Genomic DNA, 16,206 nt, shown 5'->3' with positions numbered 1-16,206 from the left:
CCATGACCTGGCAACAATCCCTGGTGCTGGGTCTGCTGGCTGCCCTCGTCGCCCTGCTGATCCAGGGCAAACTCCGCCCGGCGCTGCTCTTCTCGGGCGCCGTGCTCATCACCTATTTGAGTGGACTGGCGGACATCAACGCCGTGGCGGCGGGTTACACCAACAGTGCCCTGCTGACCCTGGTGCTGTTGCTGCTGGTATCGCTGGCAGTGGAAAAAACCCGCATCATGAGCTGGTTCGCCAATCTGGTGGGTTCGGGCTCATTCAACAAGGTATTGATCAAGCTGTGGTTTTCCACTGCTTTCCTGTCGGCCTTCGTCAACAACACGGCCGTTGTGGCGTCCATGCTGGGGGCGATCAAACGCAATCCCAATCATGCGCCCTCCCGGCTGCTGCTGCCCATGTGCTTCGCCGCCACCTTTGGCGGCGTGCTGACCCTGATCGGCACCTCCACCAATCTCATCGTCAACAGCTTCCTCATCAAGATGGGGGCCCAGCCGCTCGGCATGTTCGACTTCTTTATGGTGGGAGCCGGGACCCTGCTGACCGGTCTGGCGGCCGTGCTGCTGTTTGCCCGCTATCTGCCGGAGCAGGATACCGAGATGAGCCGCGAATCCGGCTACTTTCTCGAGGCCAAGGTGGGCGCCGGTTCACCGCTGGCGGGGCGCAGCGTCAAGGAGAACGGCCTGCGCAGCCTGAAAAGCCTCTATCTGGCGGAAATCATTCGCGGCGAGCAGGTGATCTGCCCGGTGCAGCCGGAACACGAGCTGCACGAAGGGGACGTGCTGCTCTTTTGCGGCGATGTGGAGAGCGTCGGCGTGTTGCAGGAGATGAAGGGGCTGGATCTCTACGGCCAGCACCGCCTCAACGGCCAGCATCTGGTGGAGGTGATCGTCAGCCACAGCTCGCGGCTGGTGGGTCAGACCATCAAGGATGCCGAATTTCGCACCCACTTCGATGCGGTGGTGCTGGCGGTGCGCCGCGGCGAAACCCAGCTTACCGGCGGCCTTGGCCAGATTGAACTGCACGCCGGTGATACCCTGCTGCTGGCCCCCGGCCCCCAGTTTGCCCGCAACAAGTCGCTGGTGCGTGAGTTTGTGGTGGTGAGCGGGCTGGAAGCCTCCACCCGCCTCGATGGCAAGCGCAGCGCCGCCGTGGTGCTGGGGTTTCTCGGGGTGCTGGCGCTCTCGGTGTTCGAGCTGGTGCCGCTGTTCAAGGGCTTGCTGCTGATGCTGGTGGCGCTGCTGCTTACCCGCATTCTGACGCTGGACGAGATCCGCCGCCGCTTTCCGCTGGATATCTGGCTGGTGGTGGGCGGGGCGCTCGCCATCGCCGATCAGCTGGAGAAGAGCGGTCTGGCCAAACTGATTGCCGACTGGCTGATGGGGGAGTTCAACGGTTCCAGCCCCATCATCGCCTTTATCGGCATCTACCTGTTTACCCTGGTACTGACCGAGCTGATGAGCAACAACGCTGCCGCTGCGCTTGCCTTCCCCATGGGCTACCAGCTGGCCCTCAGCATGGACGTCTCGACCATGCCGTTTATTCTGGCGGTGCTGTTCGGGGCCAGCTCCAGCTTTATCCTGCCCTACGGCTATCAGACCAACCTGATGGTCTATGCGGCGGGCAACTACAAGATGCCGGATTACCTCAAGCTGGCGCTGCCGGTCTCCCTGGCCTACAGCTTGGGGGTGATTATCATGGTGCCCCTGCTGTTTCCGTTCTGAGGCGTGATGGCTAGTGATAAAGGCCGGGTCATTCATCGCGATCCAAGGGGTTGAGATGAGCAATCATCGCCATGGCACCGGCAAGCCATCTATTGATGGGCAGGGAGTCAGAGACAGTTTCAGCGTGGCAGCGTCAATGCCAAACAAGGAGTTTTAGATGAGCAATATCGTGTGGCACAAGCATGCCGTCGACAAACAGAGCCGGGCCGAATTGAAGGGGCAAAAGCCGCTGGTGATCTGGTTTACCGGGCTCTCCGGGGCGGGTAAATCCACCCTGGCGGGGGCGCTGGAACAGGCGCTGGCGGTCGAGGGCAAGCACACCTATCTGCTGGACGGGGACAATGTGCGCCACGGTCTGTGCGGGGATCTCGGTTTCGATGATGCGGCCCGTCAGGAGAATATCCGCCGGGTCGGCGAGGTGGCAAAACTCATGGTGGATGCGGGCCTTATCGTGCTCACCGCCTTTATCTCGCCGTTTCGTGCCGAGCGGGAGCTGGTGCGCAATCTCTTGGGCGCCGATGAGTTTGTCGAGGTCTTTGTCGATGCGCCGCTCGCCATCTGCGAAGAGCGCGATCCCAAGGGGCTCTATAAAAAGGCGCGGGCAGGGGAAATTACGAATTTTACCGGTATCGACTCCGCCTATGAGGCACCGGAGCAGCCGGAGATCCATCTGCTTAACGCCGGTAAACCGGTAGATGCCTTGGTGGATGAGTTGCTGACCTCTCTGCGGCAGGAGGGCTTAATCGACTAAGGTAGCTTATCTGCGTCGAATATTGATAAATAAGGGGGCATATTTATTTCTTGTCAATGACGCCCCTTTTTTCAGTAGTTAATGCCCAATAGAGCGTGTTATATGACTATCAACGGTGGAATTGTCTCAGACTAATACCAGCCTAAGAGGCTGGTAACTTATCAACGCTAAACTTAACTAAAACAGCCGTAACCACCGTATCTCCATGAGACTGGAAATGTCACGTATTGAAAGTCCCACTCGAGACGCTTGTTAGATTTTTGTTAGTAAGAAGTTTGATGCTGAAGTAATATAAGTCCCAAAAACATCAAATAAGTTTTTTGCTGAATAAATATCAGACGCAAATGTGCATGCGACACTCGTAACAACGCCATAAGCTGCTTGCCTCCATCCCTCTTTACTTCCTTGTTCTAATTTTTCCTTTAACATCTCAAATGACTTTTCTAGGTAATCCTGCTGAATCTCAGTTAGTTGAACAAGCTCTTCTATACGTTTTTTCATCAGGTCCATTTGTTCTCCCAGTATTAAAGTTTCTTGTTCAGTAAAGTTTGTGTTATTGCCTTTGAAAAATTGAGATTGATTAAAAATGCTTTCCGCTTCTTTTGATAAAGGTAATTTCGTCAATAAGATTCGAGCACTAGTGTAGCCGGCATCGAGAAGCCTAACTTCGAATAGGTCACCAAAAAGACAAGTAAACGCATCATTTGCACTTAGCTCAGAACCATCATTTTGATAGCCAGGTCGACCAGCAGAAACGTACCAGCCTGAATCTGATTTTTTATAATGTAATGTCAAAGAGTATTCTGATACAAACTCTGTAGTACCTTGTTTTAAAGTAATGATTTCTTGACTTTCAAACATAATATTTACTCCTATGTAAAATAGTTAGCGCCATGTTAAGTGGCTTGCCCTCTGCTGCTTTGCTAGTGTCGAACAACACGATGAATCTTCCAGTTTGTATACTCATAATTACTAAACTCTACGGGTTTGCCATATTGAATCGACCTTCTTGCCATAGACTCGATTAATGTTTTTTTATTGTTATCAAGTCCGTCAAACCAACCCATGGAAAAGTAAGTATTCTCTATATAGCTAAAAATTAATTCGACTAATTTACTAGGAAGAGCATTATGATTAATGCTGGTTAAAGAATCGGCGAATTCAGCGCATTTCGTAAAACTTTTAGGCCATGAAAAAACTAAGGCATAACCATCTTTTGTATTCAAAGTATTAACTGCAATATTTTCTACAAATTTGATACCTGGTGCCAAGGTTTGGATACGCCGACCACTGATAGTAAAGTCAGGTGAAAAACAACCTGAAACTGCAATATCTAAGTCGCCTTTAAAGTAAAAAGTTAGACTCTCAAAATCATCGTAAGCTTGAGACTTGTGGATATTTCCATAAATATTTAACGTTTCTTTAAAATCATCAATTCCTTTAAAAAAACCTTGCTTCATTGAGTTTAGGTATCTCTGAAGTTCAACTTGATCTTCCACTGGCATGCCTCGATCAATATGTTGACTCATGAAAGGTAACCCTTTCGCTACGCTAATTTTTTTGAAGTACTCTAAGGCTACAGCTCTATAGCCTGCGATAAAACTTTGACTTTTTGAACCGTTATATAAATCATCTTCAATGGGGCTAAACATTGCCTTATCGTGTTTCGCACAAAATCCTTTGAAAGTAGACGCCTTTTGCCAACCTAATTTCAACACAACATCTTTTCCATTCCGGTCAGTGCGGAAGCAATAAACATGATTTGATTCATCAGCTATCGACTTCAACGGACCTTTCTTTTGAATTGTATGGGCGTCAATGATGTTCTTGCTGCAAGAACCATTAGATGAATCAGGATGCATGCACTCTTTATGAAATGTCTTTGATTTTAGCTCTGCAATTAGTCGGTTGATTGAGAGCGTTTCTTCAGTAGATCTATTTAAATGGCACTTTTTATATTTCTGACCAGACCCACACCAACACGGTTCATTTCTGCCAGTTTTTCTCATATGCGCCTTGTTGCAACTAATAGTGATTATCTCGTATGTTGGGCTAAAAATCGTAGTTTGCCGCGCAACGTACCTGAAAATTTTACCGTTCAATAAATATTTATTACGATTTGGTTGGCGTGATAATGCTCATCTATTGGGCTTCGCTGTGCTCAGTACCAACCGACAAAAGCAGGGCTACCGAGTATAAATATCGGAACGCTCATTTATTTTACCTAGACGAACTAACCTGGAGGCAATGGAACCTTTTGTTCTTTTATGGATTCTTGATAATTCATCAACACCTAAGCCTGAATCAAAGCTATTTGCCAATAGCTCATCTTCGTCTGGCTTCCACGGCTTCCCAGCATTTTCTGGTAAATCAGATTTACGCTTTTCAGAAATGATTGATGCTTCGAGGCTCTGTTTTGCGATAAATAAAGCTCGAATGACTTTCGGCTGATTGAAGCAGCTTTCTTCAGATAACTCTTCACCGGTTTCAGGATTAACACCTTCTGACAATGCTGAGATGATTTCTAAAGCCTTAATGACATCCATATTTTTCCCTTTAACGCTGAAGAACTTGTCTGTTGGTCTTCGCTACGCGCTGTGCCAACTTACAAAAACCACGCTACCGCCCCTGAATTCCAGCCTCCAGTCTGCTGCTTGTTACCTGCGTTTTGGCAATGGCTTGGCTCATGGCTGACTCCTGCGAGAGGTTGCCAAGCGGCTATGTTACCGAATGGGGCTGCGGAAGAAAGTAGATGTGGAAAATTTCCTGAGCAAGATCAACAAACTACTCAGTTACGGGGGCGATATGAATTTTCAACAGATGCGTCCATCAGAGCTGGGGAAAATCGGACGGTGAAAGCGAGAGTGCCGCCCTCTTGTTGGCGGACACTAAAAAACCCTATGGGCCTGCGGGCCCATAGGGTTTTGCTGCGGTGATTGTTTGGGTAGTGGTTATCTGGCTTGGCGAACCGGCACGGCGCGGGTAGTGGCCACTTCGTAGCGGCTTTGGCTTGCCGGAGCGCCCTTCTGGAACTGGCGTACCAGCCGGTCGAGATCGCTCAACTGGTTGACCAGCTGGGTGATGCCGTGCACGGCGTGCTGGCTGCCGACGCTCGAGTCATCGGCCAGGGTCTTGATGCTGAGCACGTTGCGGTTGATCTCGGCGGTAACGTGGAACTGCTCCTGCACCGCTTGGGCAATCTGGCCGCTGCCGGAGGCCACCTGCTGCAGCATATCGTTGATCTGCTGGAGTATGGTGCCGGTCGCCGAGGCTTTTTGCTGGCAGCTTTCGGAGAGTTGGCAGCCCTTCTCCATCGCCTGTTCTGCATCCCCGGCGCTGGTTTGCAGCTCGGTGATCATCTTCTGGATTTCGCTGGTCGAGGATTGGGTCTTGATGGCGAGCGTGCGGATCTCGTCGGCCACTACCGAGAAGCCGCGACCCGCTTCGCCAGCCCGGGCCGCTTCGATGGCGGCATTGAGGGCCAGCAGGTTGGTCTGGTTGGCGATGTTGTTGATCACATCGAGGATGCCGTCGATATCGCGGCAGTGGCCGACCAGCGCACTGATCACGCTCTTGGAGGTGGTCAGCTCGCTGTTCATGCCCGCCACGGCGGCCACGGTTTCGGCCACGCTACTGTTGCCGCTCTTGAACAGCACGGCCGTTTCATCCAGCAGGCTGGAGGAGTCAGTCGAACTTTGTGACACCTCGCGAATGGATTCCGACATCTCGGTCACGGCGGTCGCTACCTGATTGGTTTCGGCCTGCTGCTGTTGCAGGTTGTCGGTGATGGATTCGGCGTTGCGCAGATCCCCCTCTGCGGCCTGCAGTATTTGAGTGCAGGTTTGCTGGGTACGGGCCAGTACGGCATTGAACTCGGCCTGATTCATCAGCATGGCGAGCTCGATGGCGGCGATATTGTCCACCTTGTTGGTGTAGAGCAGCTGCATCAGCGGGTTGTCAAAGCGGCTGCGGGCCATCTTGTTGAGCTTGCCGAGGCGGCGGGAGAGGGCATTCAGGGTGATGGCCGCTATCGCCAGCGCCAGTTGCCAGTTCATGTCGTGGTTGTAGCCCAGCGCAAACATGGCGAGCAGGCTCAGCAGCAGGCAGAGGTTGATGGCCAGGGTATGGGAGAAGGTGGGTAACTTGAGCGCCAGCGGCAGCTTGTTGTTGCGAAGGTCGGCATAGACCTTCTCGGCCCGCTGTTTGATCTCCTCGCTCGGGGCGGTGCGCACCGACTGATACTCCACCACCCGGCCACTGGCATCCTTGATGGGGGTGACAAAGGCGCTGACCCAGTAGTGATCGCCACTCTTGCAGCGATTTTTCACCGGCCCCATCCAGCTCTTGCCTTCGCGAATATGGTTCCACAGATCGGCAAAGGCCTGTTTCGGCATGTCAGGATGGCGCACCAGATTGTGGTGTTCCCCCACCAGCTCGTCGAGCGAGAAGCCTGCAATCTCGCAGAACTCATCGTTGGCGTAGGTGATGCGGCTCTCCAGATCCGTGGTGGAGATCAGGCTCTGGTGGTCTGGATAGAGACGTTCTCTTTGGGTAACCGGTTGATTGATTCTCATGGCCTTGCTCCCGAGCTGTGATGGTTGAATTTTGATCTACATCAAGACATGTGCAAAGGGCGGGCCAGCTGGCAAAAGCTAATGATTGATATGTTATTAGTGCCGTTTTGGCAGGAAAAGATCGTTGCTGTTTGCAATATGCAACGGATCTGACGGGGTGTACCTCTGCGGCATCTGCAATTTGCAACCAATTCTGGACAAGTCCATAAGCTTGGAGACAGCAGCTGGATGCGAAGGAGCCACGAACCGACGGGGCATCCGCTGCCCCGCCAGAGATCAGGGGAGAGGGTCGGGAGCGGGTGAGGAGGGGGCGCTGACGAGCTGCATCACTTCAATCTGGATACCCTGCACCAGCACGGTTTTCAGATCCTGCAGGTACTCCTCCAGCGGCGACTCTTGCAGCAGCTGGGCGAGCTCGTTGCCCACCGGGGTGAGCCGGTAGTAGAGCAGGGTGATGTTGTTCTGCTTGCACTGCAGCCGCCAGCGCTGGTTGCCGAACTCCAGCTCGACCCCATCGGCGGGCAGCGGGCCGGACTCCAGCTCCGCGCGATGCAGCAGCCCGAGCTCAAACAATTGCAGCAGGGCGTTGTAGGGCAGTCGGTATTTGCCAAGGCCAAGGCGCGTTGCCTTGGCACGACTCAGCAGGGTGGCCCCCTTGTGCAGCCCCAGCAGCAGTCGCTGCTCGTCGCTGCCGGTGTAGTGGCAAGTCAGTGAACAGATGCGCTGAAACAGCTGGGCCTCGCGCTGGGTCATCTCTTTGAGGGTGGCGAGCGCCCGGATGGAGAAGCGGCCCGGCGTGGCGACTTCCAGCGCGAAGATCCGTCCCCACAGCTGCTGCATCGGCACCATGCTGATATCTTCCGCCAGTTGCAGGAAGCGGGTCAGCCAGTCGCTGTCCATCTCGCCGCCGGCGGCCGTCTCTTCGCAGTGGCGGGAGGCCATCACCATGATGGCTTCCAGATTGCGCTGGCGGGCGGCCTGATCCGCCAGATGGCGAAAGGTGGCGCGCTGTTCGAAGGTGCTGTCGGTGTTGCGGGTGAGCATGCCGTCGATGCCGCGGCTGCGGGCCAGACGCAGGGTCTGCTCCTGGCTGCTCAGGATCGAACTCTCTTTTTTCGGGGGGGGGAGGTCTGCCATGCTGACTCCATTCGCACAGGTTCTGGAGCTGAATGTTACTCCAACCGGGATGCCAAGATAACAAAGCGGCCTCCGTGGAGGCCGCTTTTTTTGCAACGGAAGGATTACTCCTCGTAGACGCTCACCTCGACCGCTTCCATCGAATAGGAGGCGGTGGCCATCTCGTGGCTGGAGCTGACAGTGCGCATCTTGCCCTTCACCCAGATGGCGTCCCACAGATCATCCACCGGCGCACCCTTGGGGTAGCTCACATAGATCACCTGATTGGTGGGGGGCGGCGGCACATGGATGCAGGCGCCGAAGTAGGGCACCAGCAGGAAGGCGGTGATCTTCTTGGCATCCCCCTCCAATGGCACCACGAAGCCCGGAATGCGCACATCCTGGTTGTCCAGCTTCTTGTTTACTCCGCCCACCGGTTGCGGCACCGACATGGGATCTTCGTGATTGACCTGGGGCGGTGGCAGCAGTTTTTCCCCTTCCGGGATGAGCACATCCCAGTCGATGGTCTTGTAATCGGCGGCCAGGGCGGGCAGCACCAGCAGGCTGGCGAGCAGCGCCACAATTTTCCACTTCATCATCTGTCCTTCTGTTTCTATTTTTGTGCGTCTCGCTAGACGCGAATGCTCATGCCATCGCTCAGGCTGTAGCGGTAAGCGCGGGCAGCAGGAAGCAGGCCAATCACCATACCTGCCAGCCAGACTACCCCCAGCAATTGCCACTCGTAGGTGCTCGGCAGCCCCAGACTCAGTTGCAGGCCATAGTGGCTGAGCAGCCAGGGCGAGGCAAGCCCCTGCCCCAGATAGAGCACTGCGACCCCGAGAGCGATGCCGACAGTGGTCAGCGCCATCGCTTCCAGCGCCAGCAGCAGGAACAGGTGGGCAGGGCCCGCACCGAGGGATCGCAATATGGCGAGCTCCCGGCGCCGCTCGTTAAGCCCCGCCAGCAATGTGGTCAGCATGCCGATAAGGCCCGCCACCACCACGAAACCGGCGATCACCGAGAGGGCGGTTTCCGCCACGCTCATCAGGCTCCACAGCTCCTGCAGGGCGGCCCCCGGCAGGATCGCCATCAGCGGCTCTTTGGGATAGGTGTTGACGCTGCGTTGCAGCTGGAACGCCAGGATCCGGTTGCTCAGCCCCACCATAAAGGCGGTGATGGTTTTCGGGGTGAGATCCTGCGCCAGCGCCTGCTCCGGCGTCACGTTCTTGCTGTGGCGGCCGGTATCCCAGCCCAGATGGATCGCCTCGATCCCCGCCAGCGGCACATGGATGGTGCGATCGATGGGCGTACCGGTCGGCGCCAGAATACCCACCACCTTGAACGGCAGATTGTCGTGCTGGCTGAACGAGGTGTTGCCAGCGCCGTGGGCGATGACGATGGATTGCTCAAGGTGATAGCCGAGCTTCTCGGCCACCTGGGCGCCGAGCACCGCTTCAAACGGCGTGTCGAACGGTCGCCCTTCCCGCAATTGCAGCGGCTGCTGCTGACCGTACTTCAGGTGAGTGAAGTAGTCGCCATTGGTGCCGAGCACCCGAAATCCCTTGTGGGAGTCACCGAGGGAGAGCGGGATGGTCCAGGCGACGCCGGGTTTCTGCTTGATGGCCTGATAGGAGTCCCACCCCACGTTGTTGGTGGGGTTGCCGATGCGAAACACCGAGTAGAGCAGCAGATTCACCTGACCGGAGCGGGCGCCGACGATGAGATCGGTCCCCGAGACGGTGTTGGAGAAGCTTTCGCGGGCCTGGGTGCGCACTCGCTCCACCCCGAGCAGCAGGGTGACGCTGATGGCGACGGCCAGCAGGGTGAGCCCGGCGGTAAGGCGGCGGGCCCAGAGACTTTGCAGGGCGAGCTTTAGCATGATGCCCTCCGGTTGAGCTGTTGCAGGTTTTCGACCCGCGGGAACAGGGGTTCGAGATAAGGGTCGTGACTGACGAAGATCAGAGTCGAGCCCTGCTTGTCGCACTCCTCGAACAACAGCTTGATAAAGGCGGCCCGGTTGTCGGTGTCGAGTGCCGAGGTGGGCTCGTCGGCGATCACCAGTGGCGGCGAGCCGATCAGCGCCCGTGCGGCAGCAACCCGCTGCTGCTGGCCGATGCTGAGGGCATGGACGGGGCGATGCAGTGCGTCATCCGGCAGTTGCAGCTCCGCCAGCAGACGGCGCGCCTCCTGCTCCGGACTCCCTTGCAAGCGGGCCCGTTTGGCGGGCGAAAAGGTGAGGGCTGCGGTCACGTTGTCCTGCACCGAGAGAAAGGGCAGCAGATTGAACTGCTGGAAGATATAACCCAGATTGGCCGCCCGGAAGTGGTCACGGGCACGGCCAGAGAGCCGGGCCAATGGTTGGCCCAGCACCTCCAGGGTGCCGTGGTTGGCGGTCTGGATCCCGGCCAGCAACCCGAGCAGGGTCGACTTGCCAGAGCCCGACGGGCCCTTGATAAAGACCCGCTCACCTTGGGATATGGTGAGGGCGGGCAGATCGAGTACAGCGTCGCCACTTGGCCAGGAAAAGGCCAGATCGCGGATCTCAACCACGGCTTTTTTCATGGCGTTACCAGCTCAGCTTGTTGGCGGACGGGGTCAGCTCGCCAGCGGTCTGGCCGGTAGGCAGAATGCCCTGCACGCTCAGCTTCTCAAGGCTCGGATAGACGCTGAACAGGGTGGCTTCCAGGCCGGTCAGCTTGGCAGGTGTCTGGCAGGTGTAGGTGTACATGGCCCCCAGATCGGCGTGACCCGCCTCATCATGGTGGTGTTCATCGTGATCGCTGCCAGCCTTTTCATGGTCATGGTCATGGTCGTGATCTTCTTTGGCCGCCCGCAGCTCCTGGTGAGTCAAGGTGCAGCCAGCCGCCGGGTCTAAACGGAACAGAGCATCCGGCTGCTTGAGCTGAGCCATGGCCTTGGCGTATTGCGCCTTGTCTGCATCGCTCTTGGCTGCGTGCTCGAATCCGACCAGATCGGCGCCGGGTGCCTGGAACTCTATCATCAGCTGCTTGCCATCGAGCACCAGATTGAGGTGAGCGTGACCATGCTCGTGGGCACCGTGGCCGTGGCTTTCATGCTCGTCGTGGTTTGCTTGCACGCCAAAGGCGGCGGCTGCCAGTAATAAGGTGACTGCTTTCATCGTTAATCCTTGCGAAACAATTAATAAGAGGAATGTTCAGAGGGAAAGGCGATGAGGGGAGGAGGCGCGCGGATGCGGCAATGACCTGTGGTTCTGTACTGCGGGGTAGGGAAAGCGATGGGGGCGAGATGACCTGCGACAAAGAGTGGCTGTGGGACTGGCAGTGTCGGCGTCAGAGCAAGCTTGCCATCCAGATGGAGGGCGCAGAGGAGGCAGCTGTGATTGTGGTCCGGCAGGTCTGCTTCCAGCGGGTGTTGTGCCAGCGCCGGTTGTATCCACAACCAGCCCAGCAGCAACAACCCGATTTTCAGCTTGGAACGACCCATAGACCCTTATGAAAAGGCGCCGTCAGCGCCCCTTCTCTCTGATTCAGAGATGGGACTGGATGAGCCCCATCACGGTAGCAATATTGGTGGCATCGAGCTGGCCGTCTTTGGCAAACAGCACCTTGCCCTCTTTATCCAGCAGTATGATGGCCGAACTTTCCGGCGCGAGATCCCAGGCGTTGCGAGCCATGCCTTTGGCATCCAGTACCATGGCGGACCAGGGGAACTCTTTCTTGCTGTCTTCGGCACTGCTCTTCACAAAGCCGGAAGTACCCCAGATGGCGTCATTGCTGTTGATGATGGTGACGGTCTGGTACTTGTCGTGGGGTAGCTTGGCCGCTTTGATCGCCTCGATCATGGGGGCGTTCAGTTCCTTGGCACTGGAGCGACCCGCTATGTGCTGGATCAGGAAAACTTTGCCAGTCAGTACCTTGCTTTGCCAGGGTTGGTAGCTGACCTCTTTCTCTTTCAGCACCAGTTCACCCTTGTCGCTGATATTGACCAGCGGCACCTGGGCAGACTCCTTGATGTTGTGAGCCATGGCCAGGGTCGGCAGCAGCGCCAGAGTAAGTACGAGATGTTTCATCCTGATGACACTCCTTTTGTTATGTTATAACGATTTTTCACTTGAGGGAATGGGGCAGAACTCATCCTAAACTGATCGGATCTGTTTAAAAAGTGTTAAATAAACTCGCAAGAGCGTCGACGATGCCGCCCGTCAGCGCTGAGCTCGGCGGACAAAGGCGGCAAGGATGGCACGCAGTCGATAAAAATCAATTGGTTATCAACTGGTTTGATGAGTGTTGAACCTAGTACAAGGGTTCGCTGACCAGCGGGATCTTGGCCATGGTCATCTGCTCGGCCAGCAGGGGCGAACCTGTCAGCAAGACGTGGCGCTGATTGCCGATCACTACCGTATCCCCTTTCAATCCACTGTCGGCCGTGATGGCCAGCCAGGCTGGCGAGACGCTGCCGATGCTGATATTCGGGTAGATGATGCTGAGCATGTATTGCGGTGCCAGCTCTGCCAGCAGGCTTGCCATCAGCAGTGCCTTCTCATCGCTGTCTGCCTTGTTGTTCTGCAATGCCTGCAGGGGCGGGGCGAAGTGATCCATCTGTTCCGGTGGCGTGGGTATCCCGCTCAGCCACTCCTGCAACAGGCCGACGCTGGTGGCCAGATCCTTGGCGGAAAACTGTTTTGCTAGGGGTTTGAGATCCCCCTTGAACTGGTAGAACAACTGGGAGTAATTGGGGCGCACGCAGGGCAGCTTGCGGTTGGATGGATGAACGCAGGGCACGACCCGCATCTGGTAGAAGGCGTCGTCCTGATATTGCTGGTAAGCCTGCCAGAACAGGGTCGACTCCATGCTGTCGTCGCGCAGGGTGAAAGCCTGCTCCAGATTGCGAAACTTGGTAGCGGTCTCGGGACTGTTCTGATTGATGAGGTTGATACTGTTGTAAAGGCGCGGGCTTATGTAGGAGTAGAGTGTCTCCAGCGGATAGTTGAGGGCGGCATCGAGCAGGGTCATTTCGTGGCGGCTGACCGACATGATGCGTTCATTGGTATTCAGTTGCAGTCGCTTCTGTTGCCCGTCGGCAGATTGCCACTGCCAGCTCAGGTTGACCTCGCTTGCCCCGACCGTCGATGCGACCACTAGACTTAACAACAGACCTTGTGCCAGTTTCATGATGGTGCATCCTGCTCGGGGTGATACTAAACAACTAGGTGAGCCGACCGGATTTGGATTGGTTTAGTTTTTGTGATCTGGGTAACAGTCTGATAAGGCTTTAAATTTAATTCTCGAAATAAGTCATACAGGAAACTGCCATGAAGCGAATTCCGATACTCTTGCTGCTGTTGGCCGCCTTGCCTGCGGCGGCGGGCCAGGTGATCGTCAACCAGGGCATGTCCATTGAGGACACCTTCGCGCTGCGAGACAAGCTGGCGCGGGAGCATGAATGGCAGGAGTGGCTGCGTTTCCAGCAGGCCATCAAGTGGCTGGAGGTATTGCCGGTCAACTGTGAGCTGATGAGTCAGCCGGGCGGTGGTTATCGCTGTGGCAGCAACCATTACCGACCCTATCAGCAGGATGGACGGGAGATTTACATCCAGGGCGATCCAGCCGGTGTGACGCCGGGTCAGCCTCCGTCGCATCCAATGAAGAAGGCGCCCTGAGGCCAGTGCCGTTCAGTCAAGACTGAGCGATATTCTGCTTTATCTGAACGGCATCAAGGCATTGATGGCGGTGCCGTCATACCTCTTCAATGCTCGTGTTGCTATCTCCCGGCCAAGGGATATCACCTCAACCATTTCCACCTCTTGTTGAACACATAAATAATGAAGCAAAGGCGCTATTGGCGCTTTGGCGCCAGACCTCTTTTGGGGGGATTGGATACGCCCTTGTTTGGGGCTGCATCATGGCTCTGGCTCGGGTTACACTGTGCCATCGTTGGGCGCAGAAAAAGCAAGATGAGCGACCGTGAGGAGGCCGGACAAATGGCGTCCTCACGGCAGTATCCTTGGCCATGGCAGGAGACAGGATGAGCAAGAAATCGTTGGATTGGGGTATCGATCTCGGTGGTACCAAGTGCGAGTGTGTGGTGCTGGATGGCGACGAGGTGCTGCTGCGTCATCGCATCCCCACTGAACGTCAGGGCGGTTATCAGCATATGATCGGCCAGATCGCGAAACTGGTAGAGGAGTGCGCGGTCAAACTGGGTCAGCGCCCAACCATTATAGGCATGGGCACGCCCGGCGCACGTGATCCCCAGACAGGGGTAATGAAGAACTGCAATACCACCGAGCTCAACGGCAAGCCGTTCAAGGAAGATCTGGAACGCAGGCTCGGCGTTCCCGTGCTCATCGCCAACGACGCCAACTGCTTCGCGCTGGCGGAAACCCATCTCGGTGCGGTACGCCAGCACCATCCCGATGCGAAGGTGGTGTTCGGCATCATAATGGGCACCGGTGTTGGCTCCGGCATCGTCATCAATGGCCGTATCTTGAATGGCCACCACGGCATCGCCGGTGAGTGGGGCCACAATGTGCTCTCCCCCGATGGTCCCGAGTGCTACTGTGGCAAGCGTGGCTGCGTCGAGACCCTCATCAGCGGCCCGGCGCTGGAGGCCTGGTATCAGGTCAAGACCAAGCGTCATCTGTCGCTGGCCCAGATCGCGGCGGCGACGGCTTATGATCATGTGGCCAAGCTCACTATCGATCGCTTGCACTTGCTGTTCGGTCAGGCGCTGGCCAATGTGGTCAATATTCTCGATCCGGATGTCATCGTCATCGGTGGTGGCGTCGGCAATGTGCAGAGCCTCTACAGCGCAGGGCGCCAGACAATTTTGCCATTCCTCTTTAATCCCCGCTTCGCTACCCCCATTATTGCTCCAGCTCTGGGAGACAGCGCCGGTGTGTTCGGGGCCGCACTGCTGGCCCGTGGCGTATTCCAGGACGCCCTGCTGTCGTGAATCATCCATCCGTTCGTCCCTTTGTCGCAGGTAAGGACACACTTTTTTCATGATCAAGATTGCCATCAATGGGTACGGGCGGATCGGCCGCAACGTGCTACGTGCTCTTTATGAAAGCGGGCGCGACAAGAACATCAAGATAGTTGCCATCAACGAGCTGGCGGCGCCTGAAGCCATGGTGCACCTCACGCGTTTTGACACCAGCCACGGTCGTTTTCGCTATCCGGTACAACTGGCTGGTCACAGCATGCTGGTGGGGGAGGATCTCATCTCCCTGTTTGCCGAGCAGGACCCCGCCAATCTACCCTGGCGGGCGCTGGGGGTGGACGTGGTGCTCGATTGCACCGGTGTATTCGGCTCGCGGGCCGACGCCGAGCGTCATCTGGGCGCGGGGGCGGGCAAGGTGCTCTTCTCCCATCCGGCGGATGCGGATGTGGATGCCACCATCGTCTACGGAGTGAACCATCAGGTGCTGACGGGAAGGGAGCGGATCGTCTCCAACGCTTCCTGTACCACCAATTGCGTGGTGCCCGTCATCGAAACATTGCATCGAGAATTCGAGATAAATTGTGGTACTATTACGACAATTCATTCGGCCATGCATGATCAGCAAGTCATCGATGCCTACCACAGCGACTTGCGTCGAACCCGTGCTGCCAGCCAGTCCATCATTCCGGTGGATACCAAGCTGGCAAAGGGGTTGGAGCGAATCCTCCCCCACTTCGCCGGCAAGTTCGAGGCGATCGCGGTACGGGTGCCGACCATCAACGTAACCGCAATGGATCTCAGTATTACTGTTCGTAAAAAAGTGACGGTTACTGACGTAAATCAAGCCCTGCAACGGGCATCCAGAGGTACATTAAGCGGTATTCTGGATTACACGGAGGAGCCATTGGTCTCCGTAGACTTCAATCATGATGCACACTCCTGCATCATCGATGGTACCCAGACACGGGTAAGCGATGCCAACCTCGTCAAGATGTTGATGTGGTGCGATAACGAATGGGGCTTCGCCAACCGTATGCTGGATACCACCCGGGCCATGATGGCCGCAGGCTGAGAGCCTGAACGGGCGCAAGGTTACTGTTTTTAACATTACCTG

At 56.1% G+C, this 16,206-nt stretch carries 17 protein-coding genes; 5 read left to right on the top strand and 12 right to left on the bottom strand.

The window, feature by feature from the left end:
- Window positions 1-2: 2 nt before the first annotated feature.
- Window positions 3-1,727 (top strand): SLC13 family permease, encoded by a 1,725-nt coding sequence (locus GWQ27_RS09510; protein WP_275907210.1) that lies wholly within the window; start codon window positions 3-5, stop codon window positions 1,725-1,727.
- A 157-nt stretch (window positions 1,728-1,884) separates the two neighbouring features.
- Window positions 1,885-2,478: an adenylyl-sulfate kinase gene (gene cysC / locus GWQ27_RS09505; RefSeq protein WP_275907209.1), complete on the top strand. Its 594-nt coding sequence runs from the start codon at window positions 1,885-1,887 to the stop codon at window positions 2,476-2,478.
- A gap of 252 nt (window positions 2,479-2,730) precedes the next feature.
- On the opposite strand, the gene GWQ27_RS09500 is transcribed toward cysC, so the two are convergent.
- From GWQ27_RS09500 to GWQ27_RS09445, 12 genes are all read right to left on the bottom strand, one after another.
- Window positions 2,731-3,339, bottom strand: coding sequence for a hypothetical protein (locus tag GWQ27_RS09500; RefSeq protein ID WP_139428592.1), 609 nt, complete (start codon window positions 3,337-3,339; stop codon window positions 2,731-2,733).
- 62 nt (window positions 3,340-3,401) lie between these two features.
- A complete protein-coding gene (locus GWQ27_RS09495; protein ID WP_275907208.1) occupies window positions 3,402-4,487 on the bottom strand; it encodes an SEC-C domain-containing protein in 1,086 nt (361 codons plus the stop codon).
- Window positions 4,488-4,664: 177 nt separating this feature from the next.
- The gene (locus GWQ27_RS09490) at window positions 4,665-5,024 is read right to left on the bottom strand and encodes a hypothetical protein (protein ID WP_216956337.1); all 360 of its coding nucleotides are present in this window, start codon (window positions 5,022-5,024) and stop codon (window positions 4,665-4,667) included.
- A gap of 405 nt (window positions 5,025-5,429) precedes the next feature.
- Window positions 5,430-7,052, bottom strand: a complete 1,623-nt coding sequence (locus tag GWQ27_RS09485; RefSeq protein ID WP_275907207.1) for a PAS domain-containing methyl-accepting chemotaxis protein — start codon at window positions 7,050-7,052, stop codon at window positions 5,430-5,432.
- Window positions 7,053-7,328: 276 nt separating this feature from the next.
- On the bottom strand, window positions 7,329-8,189 hold the full coding sequence (locus GWQ27_RS09480) for a TIGR03899 family protein (RefSeq protein ID WP_047439578.1): 861 nt from the start codon (window positions 8,187-8,189) through the stop codon (window positions 7,329-7,331).
- 104 nt (window positions 8,190-8,293) lie between these two features.
- Window positions 8,294-8,767: a DUF3299 domain-containing protein gene (locus tag GWQ27_RS09475; protein WP_026034852.1), complete on the bottom strand. Its 474-nt coding sequence runs from the start codon at window positions 8,765-8,767 to the stop codon at window positions 8,294-8,296.
- A 32-nt stretch (window positions 8,768-8,799) separates the two neighbouring features.
- Window positions 8,800-10,047, bottom strand: coding sequence for an ABC transporter permease (locus GWQ27_RS09470; RefSeq protein WP_201907603.1), 1,248 nt, complete (start codon window positions 10,045-10,047; stop codon window positions 8,800-8,802).
- Window positions 10,041-10,730, bottom strand: a complete 690-nt coding sequence (locus GWQ27_RS09465; RefSeq protein ID WP_275907206.1) for an ABC transporter ATP-binding protein — start codon at window positions 10,728-10,730, stop codon at window positions 10,041-10,043. The genes GWQ27_RS09470 and GWQ27_RS09465 overlap by 7 nt, the downstream gene beginning before the upstream one ends.
- Window positions 10,731-10,734: 4 nt before the next feature.
- Window positions 10,735-11,307 (bottom strand): DUF2796 domain-containing protein, encoded by a 573-nt coding sequence (locus tag GWQ27_RS09460; protein WP_275907205.1) that lies wholly within the window; start codon window positions 11,305-11,307, stop codon window positions 10,735-10,737.
- A 20-nt stretch (window positions 11,308-11,327) separates the two neighbouring features.
- A complete protein-coding gene (locus tag GWQ27_RS09455; protein ID WP_125608714.1) occupies window positions 11,328-11,633 on the bottom strand; it encodes a hypothetical protein in 306 nt (101 codons plus the stop codon).
- 43 nt (window positions 11,634-11,676) lie between these two features.
- Window positions 11,677-12,219, bottom strand: coding sequence for a YtfJ family protein (locus GWQ27_RS09450; RefSeq protein WP_005318797.1), 543 nt, complete (start codon window positions 12,217-12,219; stop codon window positions 11,677-11,679).
- A gap of 223 nt (window positions 12,220-12,442) precedes the next feature.
- Window positions 12,443-13,321 (bottom strand): hypothetical protein, encoded by an 879-nt coding sequence (locus tag GWQ27_RS09445; protein WP_021139182.1) that lies wholly within the window; start codon window positions 13,319-13,321, stop codon window positions 12,443-12,445.
- Window positions 13,322-13,461: 140 nt separating this feature from the next.
- Between GWQ27_RS09445 and GWQ27_RS09440 the strand changes: the two genes are divergently transcribed.
- The 3 genes from GWQ27_RS09440 to epd all read left to right on the top strand — a co-directional run bounded on the left by GWQ27_RS09440 (window position 13,462) and on the right by epd (window position 16,164).
- A complete protein-coding gene (locus tag GWQ27_RS09440; RefSeq protein ID WP_021139183.1) occupies window positions 13,462-13,809 on the top strand; it encodes a hypothetical protein in 348 nt (115 codons plus the stop codon).
- A gap of 365 nt (window positions 13,810-14,174) precedes the next feature.
- Window positions 14,175-15,104 carry an ROK family protein gene (locus GWQ27_RS09435; protein ID WP_275907204.1) on the top strand — a complete coding sequence of 310 codons (930 nt, stop codon included), beginning with the start codon at window positions 14,175-14,177 and terminating at the stop codon, window positions 15,102-15,104.
- A gap of 49 nt (window positions 15,105-15,153) precedes the next feature.
- A complete protein-coding gene (gene epd, locus GWQ27_RS09430; RefSeq protein ID WP_059168290.1) occupies window positions 15,154-16,164 on the top strand; it encodes an erythrose-4-phosphate dehydrogenase in 1,011 nt (336 codons plus the stop codon).
- Window positions 16,165-16,206: the final 42 nt, after the last annotated feature.

The sequence above is a fragment of the Aeromonas sp. 5HA1 genome (assembly GCF_029237245.1).
GTDB classification, from domain to species: domain Bacteria; phylum Pseudomonadota; class Gammaproteobacteria; order Enterobacterales; family Aeromonadaceae; genus Aeromonas; species Aeromonas salmonicida.
Note: the sequence above shows the minus strand (reverse complement) of the source record. Positions and strands in the feature narration are given on the sequence as shown.

What these genes read in the sequence shown, in the direction of transcription:
- GWQ27_RS09510 (WP_275907210.1), top strand. Translation starts at nt 3, where the DNA reads ATGACCTGGCAACAATCCCTGGTGCTGGGTCTGCTGGCTGCCCTCGTC.
- GWQ27_RS09500 (WP_139428592.1), bottom strand. Translation starts at nt 3,339, where the DNA reads ATGTTTGAAAGTCAAGAAATCATTACTTTAAAACAAGGTACTACAGAG.
- GWQ27_RS09440 (WP_021139183.1), top strand. Translation starts at nt 13,462, where the DNA reads ATGAAGCGAATTCCGATACTCTTGCTGCTGTTGGCCGCCTTGCCTGCG.
- GWQ27_RS09480 (WP_047439578.1), bottom strand. Translation starts at nt 8,189, where the DNA reads ATGGCAGACCTCCCCCCCCCGAAAAAAGAGAGTTCGATCCTGAGCAGC.
- GWQ27_RS09490 (WP_216956337.1), bottom strand. Translation starts at nt 5,024, where the DNA reads ATGGATGTCATTAAGGCTTTAGAAATCATCTCAGCATTGTCAGAAGGT.
- cysC (WP_275907209.1), top strand. Translation starts at nt 1,885, where the DNA reads ATGAGCAATATCGTGTGGCACAAGCATGCCGTCGACAAACAGAGCCGG.
- GWQ27_RS09465 (WP_275907206.1), bottom strand. Translation starts at nt 10,730, where the DNA reads ATGAAAAAAGCCGTGGTTGAGATCCGCGATCTGGCCTTTTCCTGGCCA.
- GWQ27_RS09445 (WP_021139182.1), bottom strand. Translation starts at nt 13,321, where the DNA reads ATGAAACTGGCACAAGGTCTGTTGTTAAGTCTAGTGGTCGCATCGACG.
- GWQ27_RS09435 (WP_275907204.1), top strand. Translation starts at nt 14,175, where the DNA reads ATGAGCAAGAAATCGTTGGATTGGGGTATCGATCTCGGTGGTACCAAG.
- GWQ27_RS09475 (WP_026034852.1), bottom strand. Translation starts at nt 8,767, where the DNA reads ATGATGAAGTGGAAAATTGTGGCGCTGCTCGCCAGCCTGCTGGTGCTG.
- GWQ27_RS09470 (WP_201907603.1), bottom strand. Translation starts at nt 10,047, where the DNA reads ATGCTAAAGCTCGCCCTGCAAAGTCTCTGGGCCCGCCGCCTTACCGCC.
- GWQ27_RS09455 (WP_125608714.1), bottom strand. Translation starts at nt 11,633, where the DNA reads ATGGGTCGTTCCAAGCTGAAAATCGGGTTGTTGCTGCTGGGCTGGTTG.
- GWQ27_RS09485 (WP_275907207.1), bottom strand. Translation starts at nt 7,052, where the DNA reads ATGAGAATCAATCAACCGGTTACCCAAAGAGAACGTCTCTATCCAGAC.
- epd (WP_059168290.1), top strand. Translation starts at nt 15,154, where the DNA reads ATGATCAAGATTGCCATCAATGGGTACGGGCGGATCGGCCGCAACGTG.
- GWQ27_RS09460 (WP_275907205.1), bottom strand. Translation starts at nt 11,307, where the DNA reads ATGAAAGCAGTCACCTTATTACTGGCAGCCGCCGCCTTTGGCGTGCAA.
- GWQ27_RS09450 (WP_005318797.1), bottom strand. Translation starts at nt 12,219, where the DNA reads ATGAAACATCTCGTACTTACTCTGGCGCTGCTGCCGACCCTGGCCATG.
- GWQ27_RS09495 (WP_275907208.1), bottom strand. Translation starts at nt 4,487, where the DNA reads ATGAGAAAAACTGGCAGAAATGAACCGTGTTGGTGTGGGTCTGGTCAG.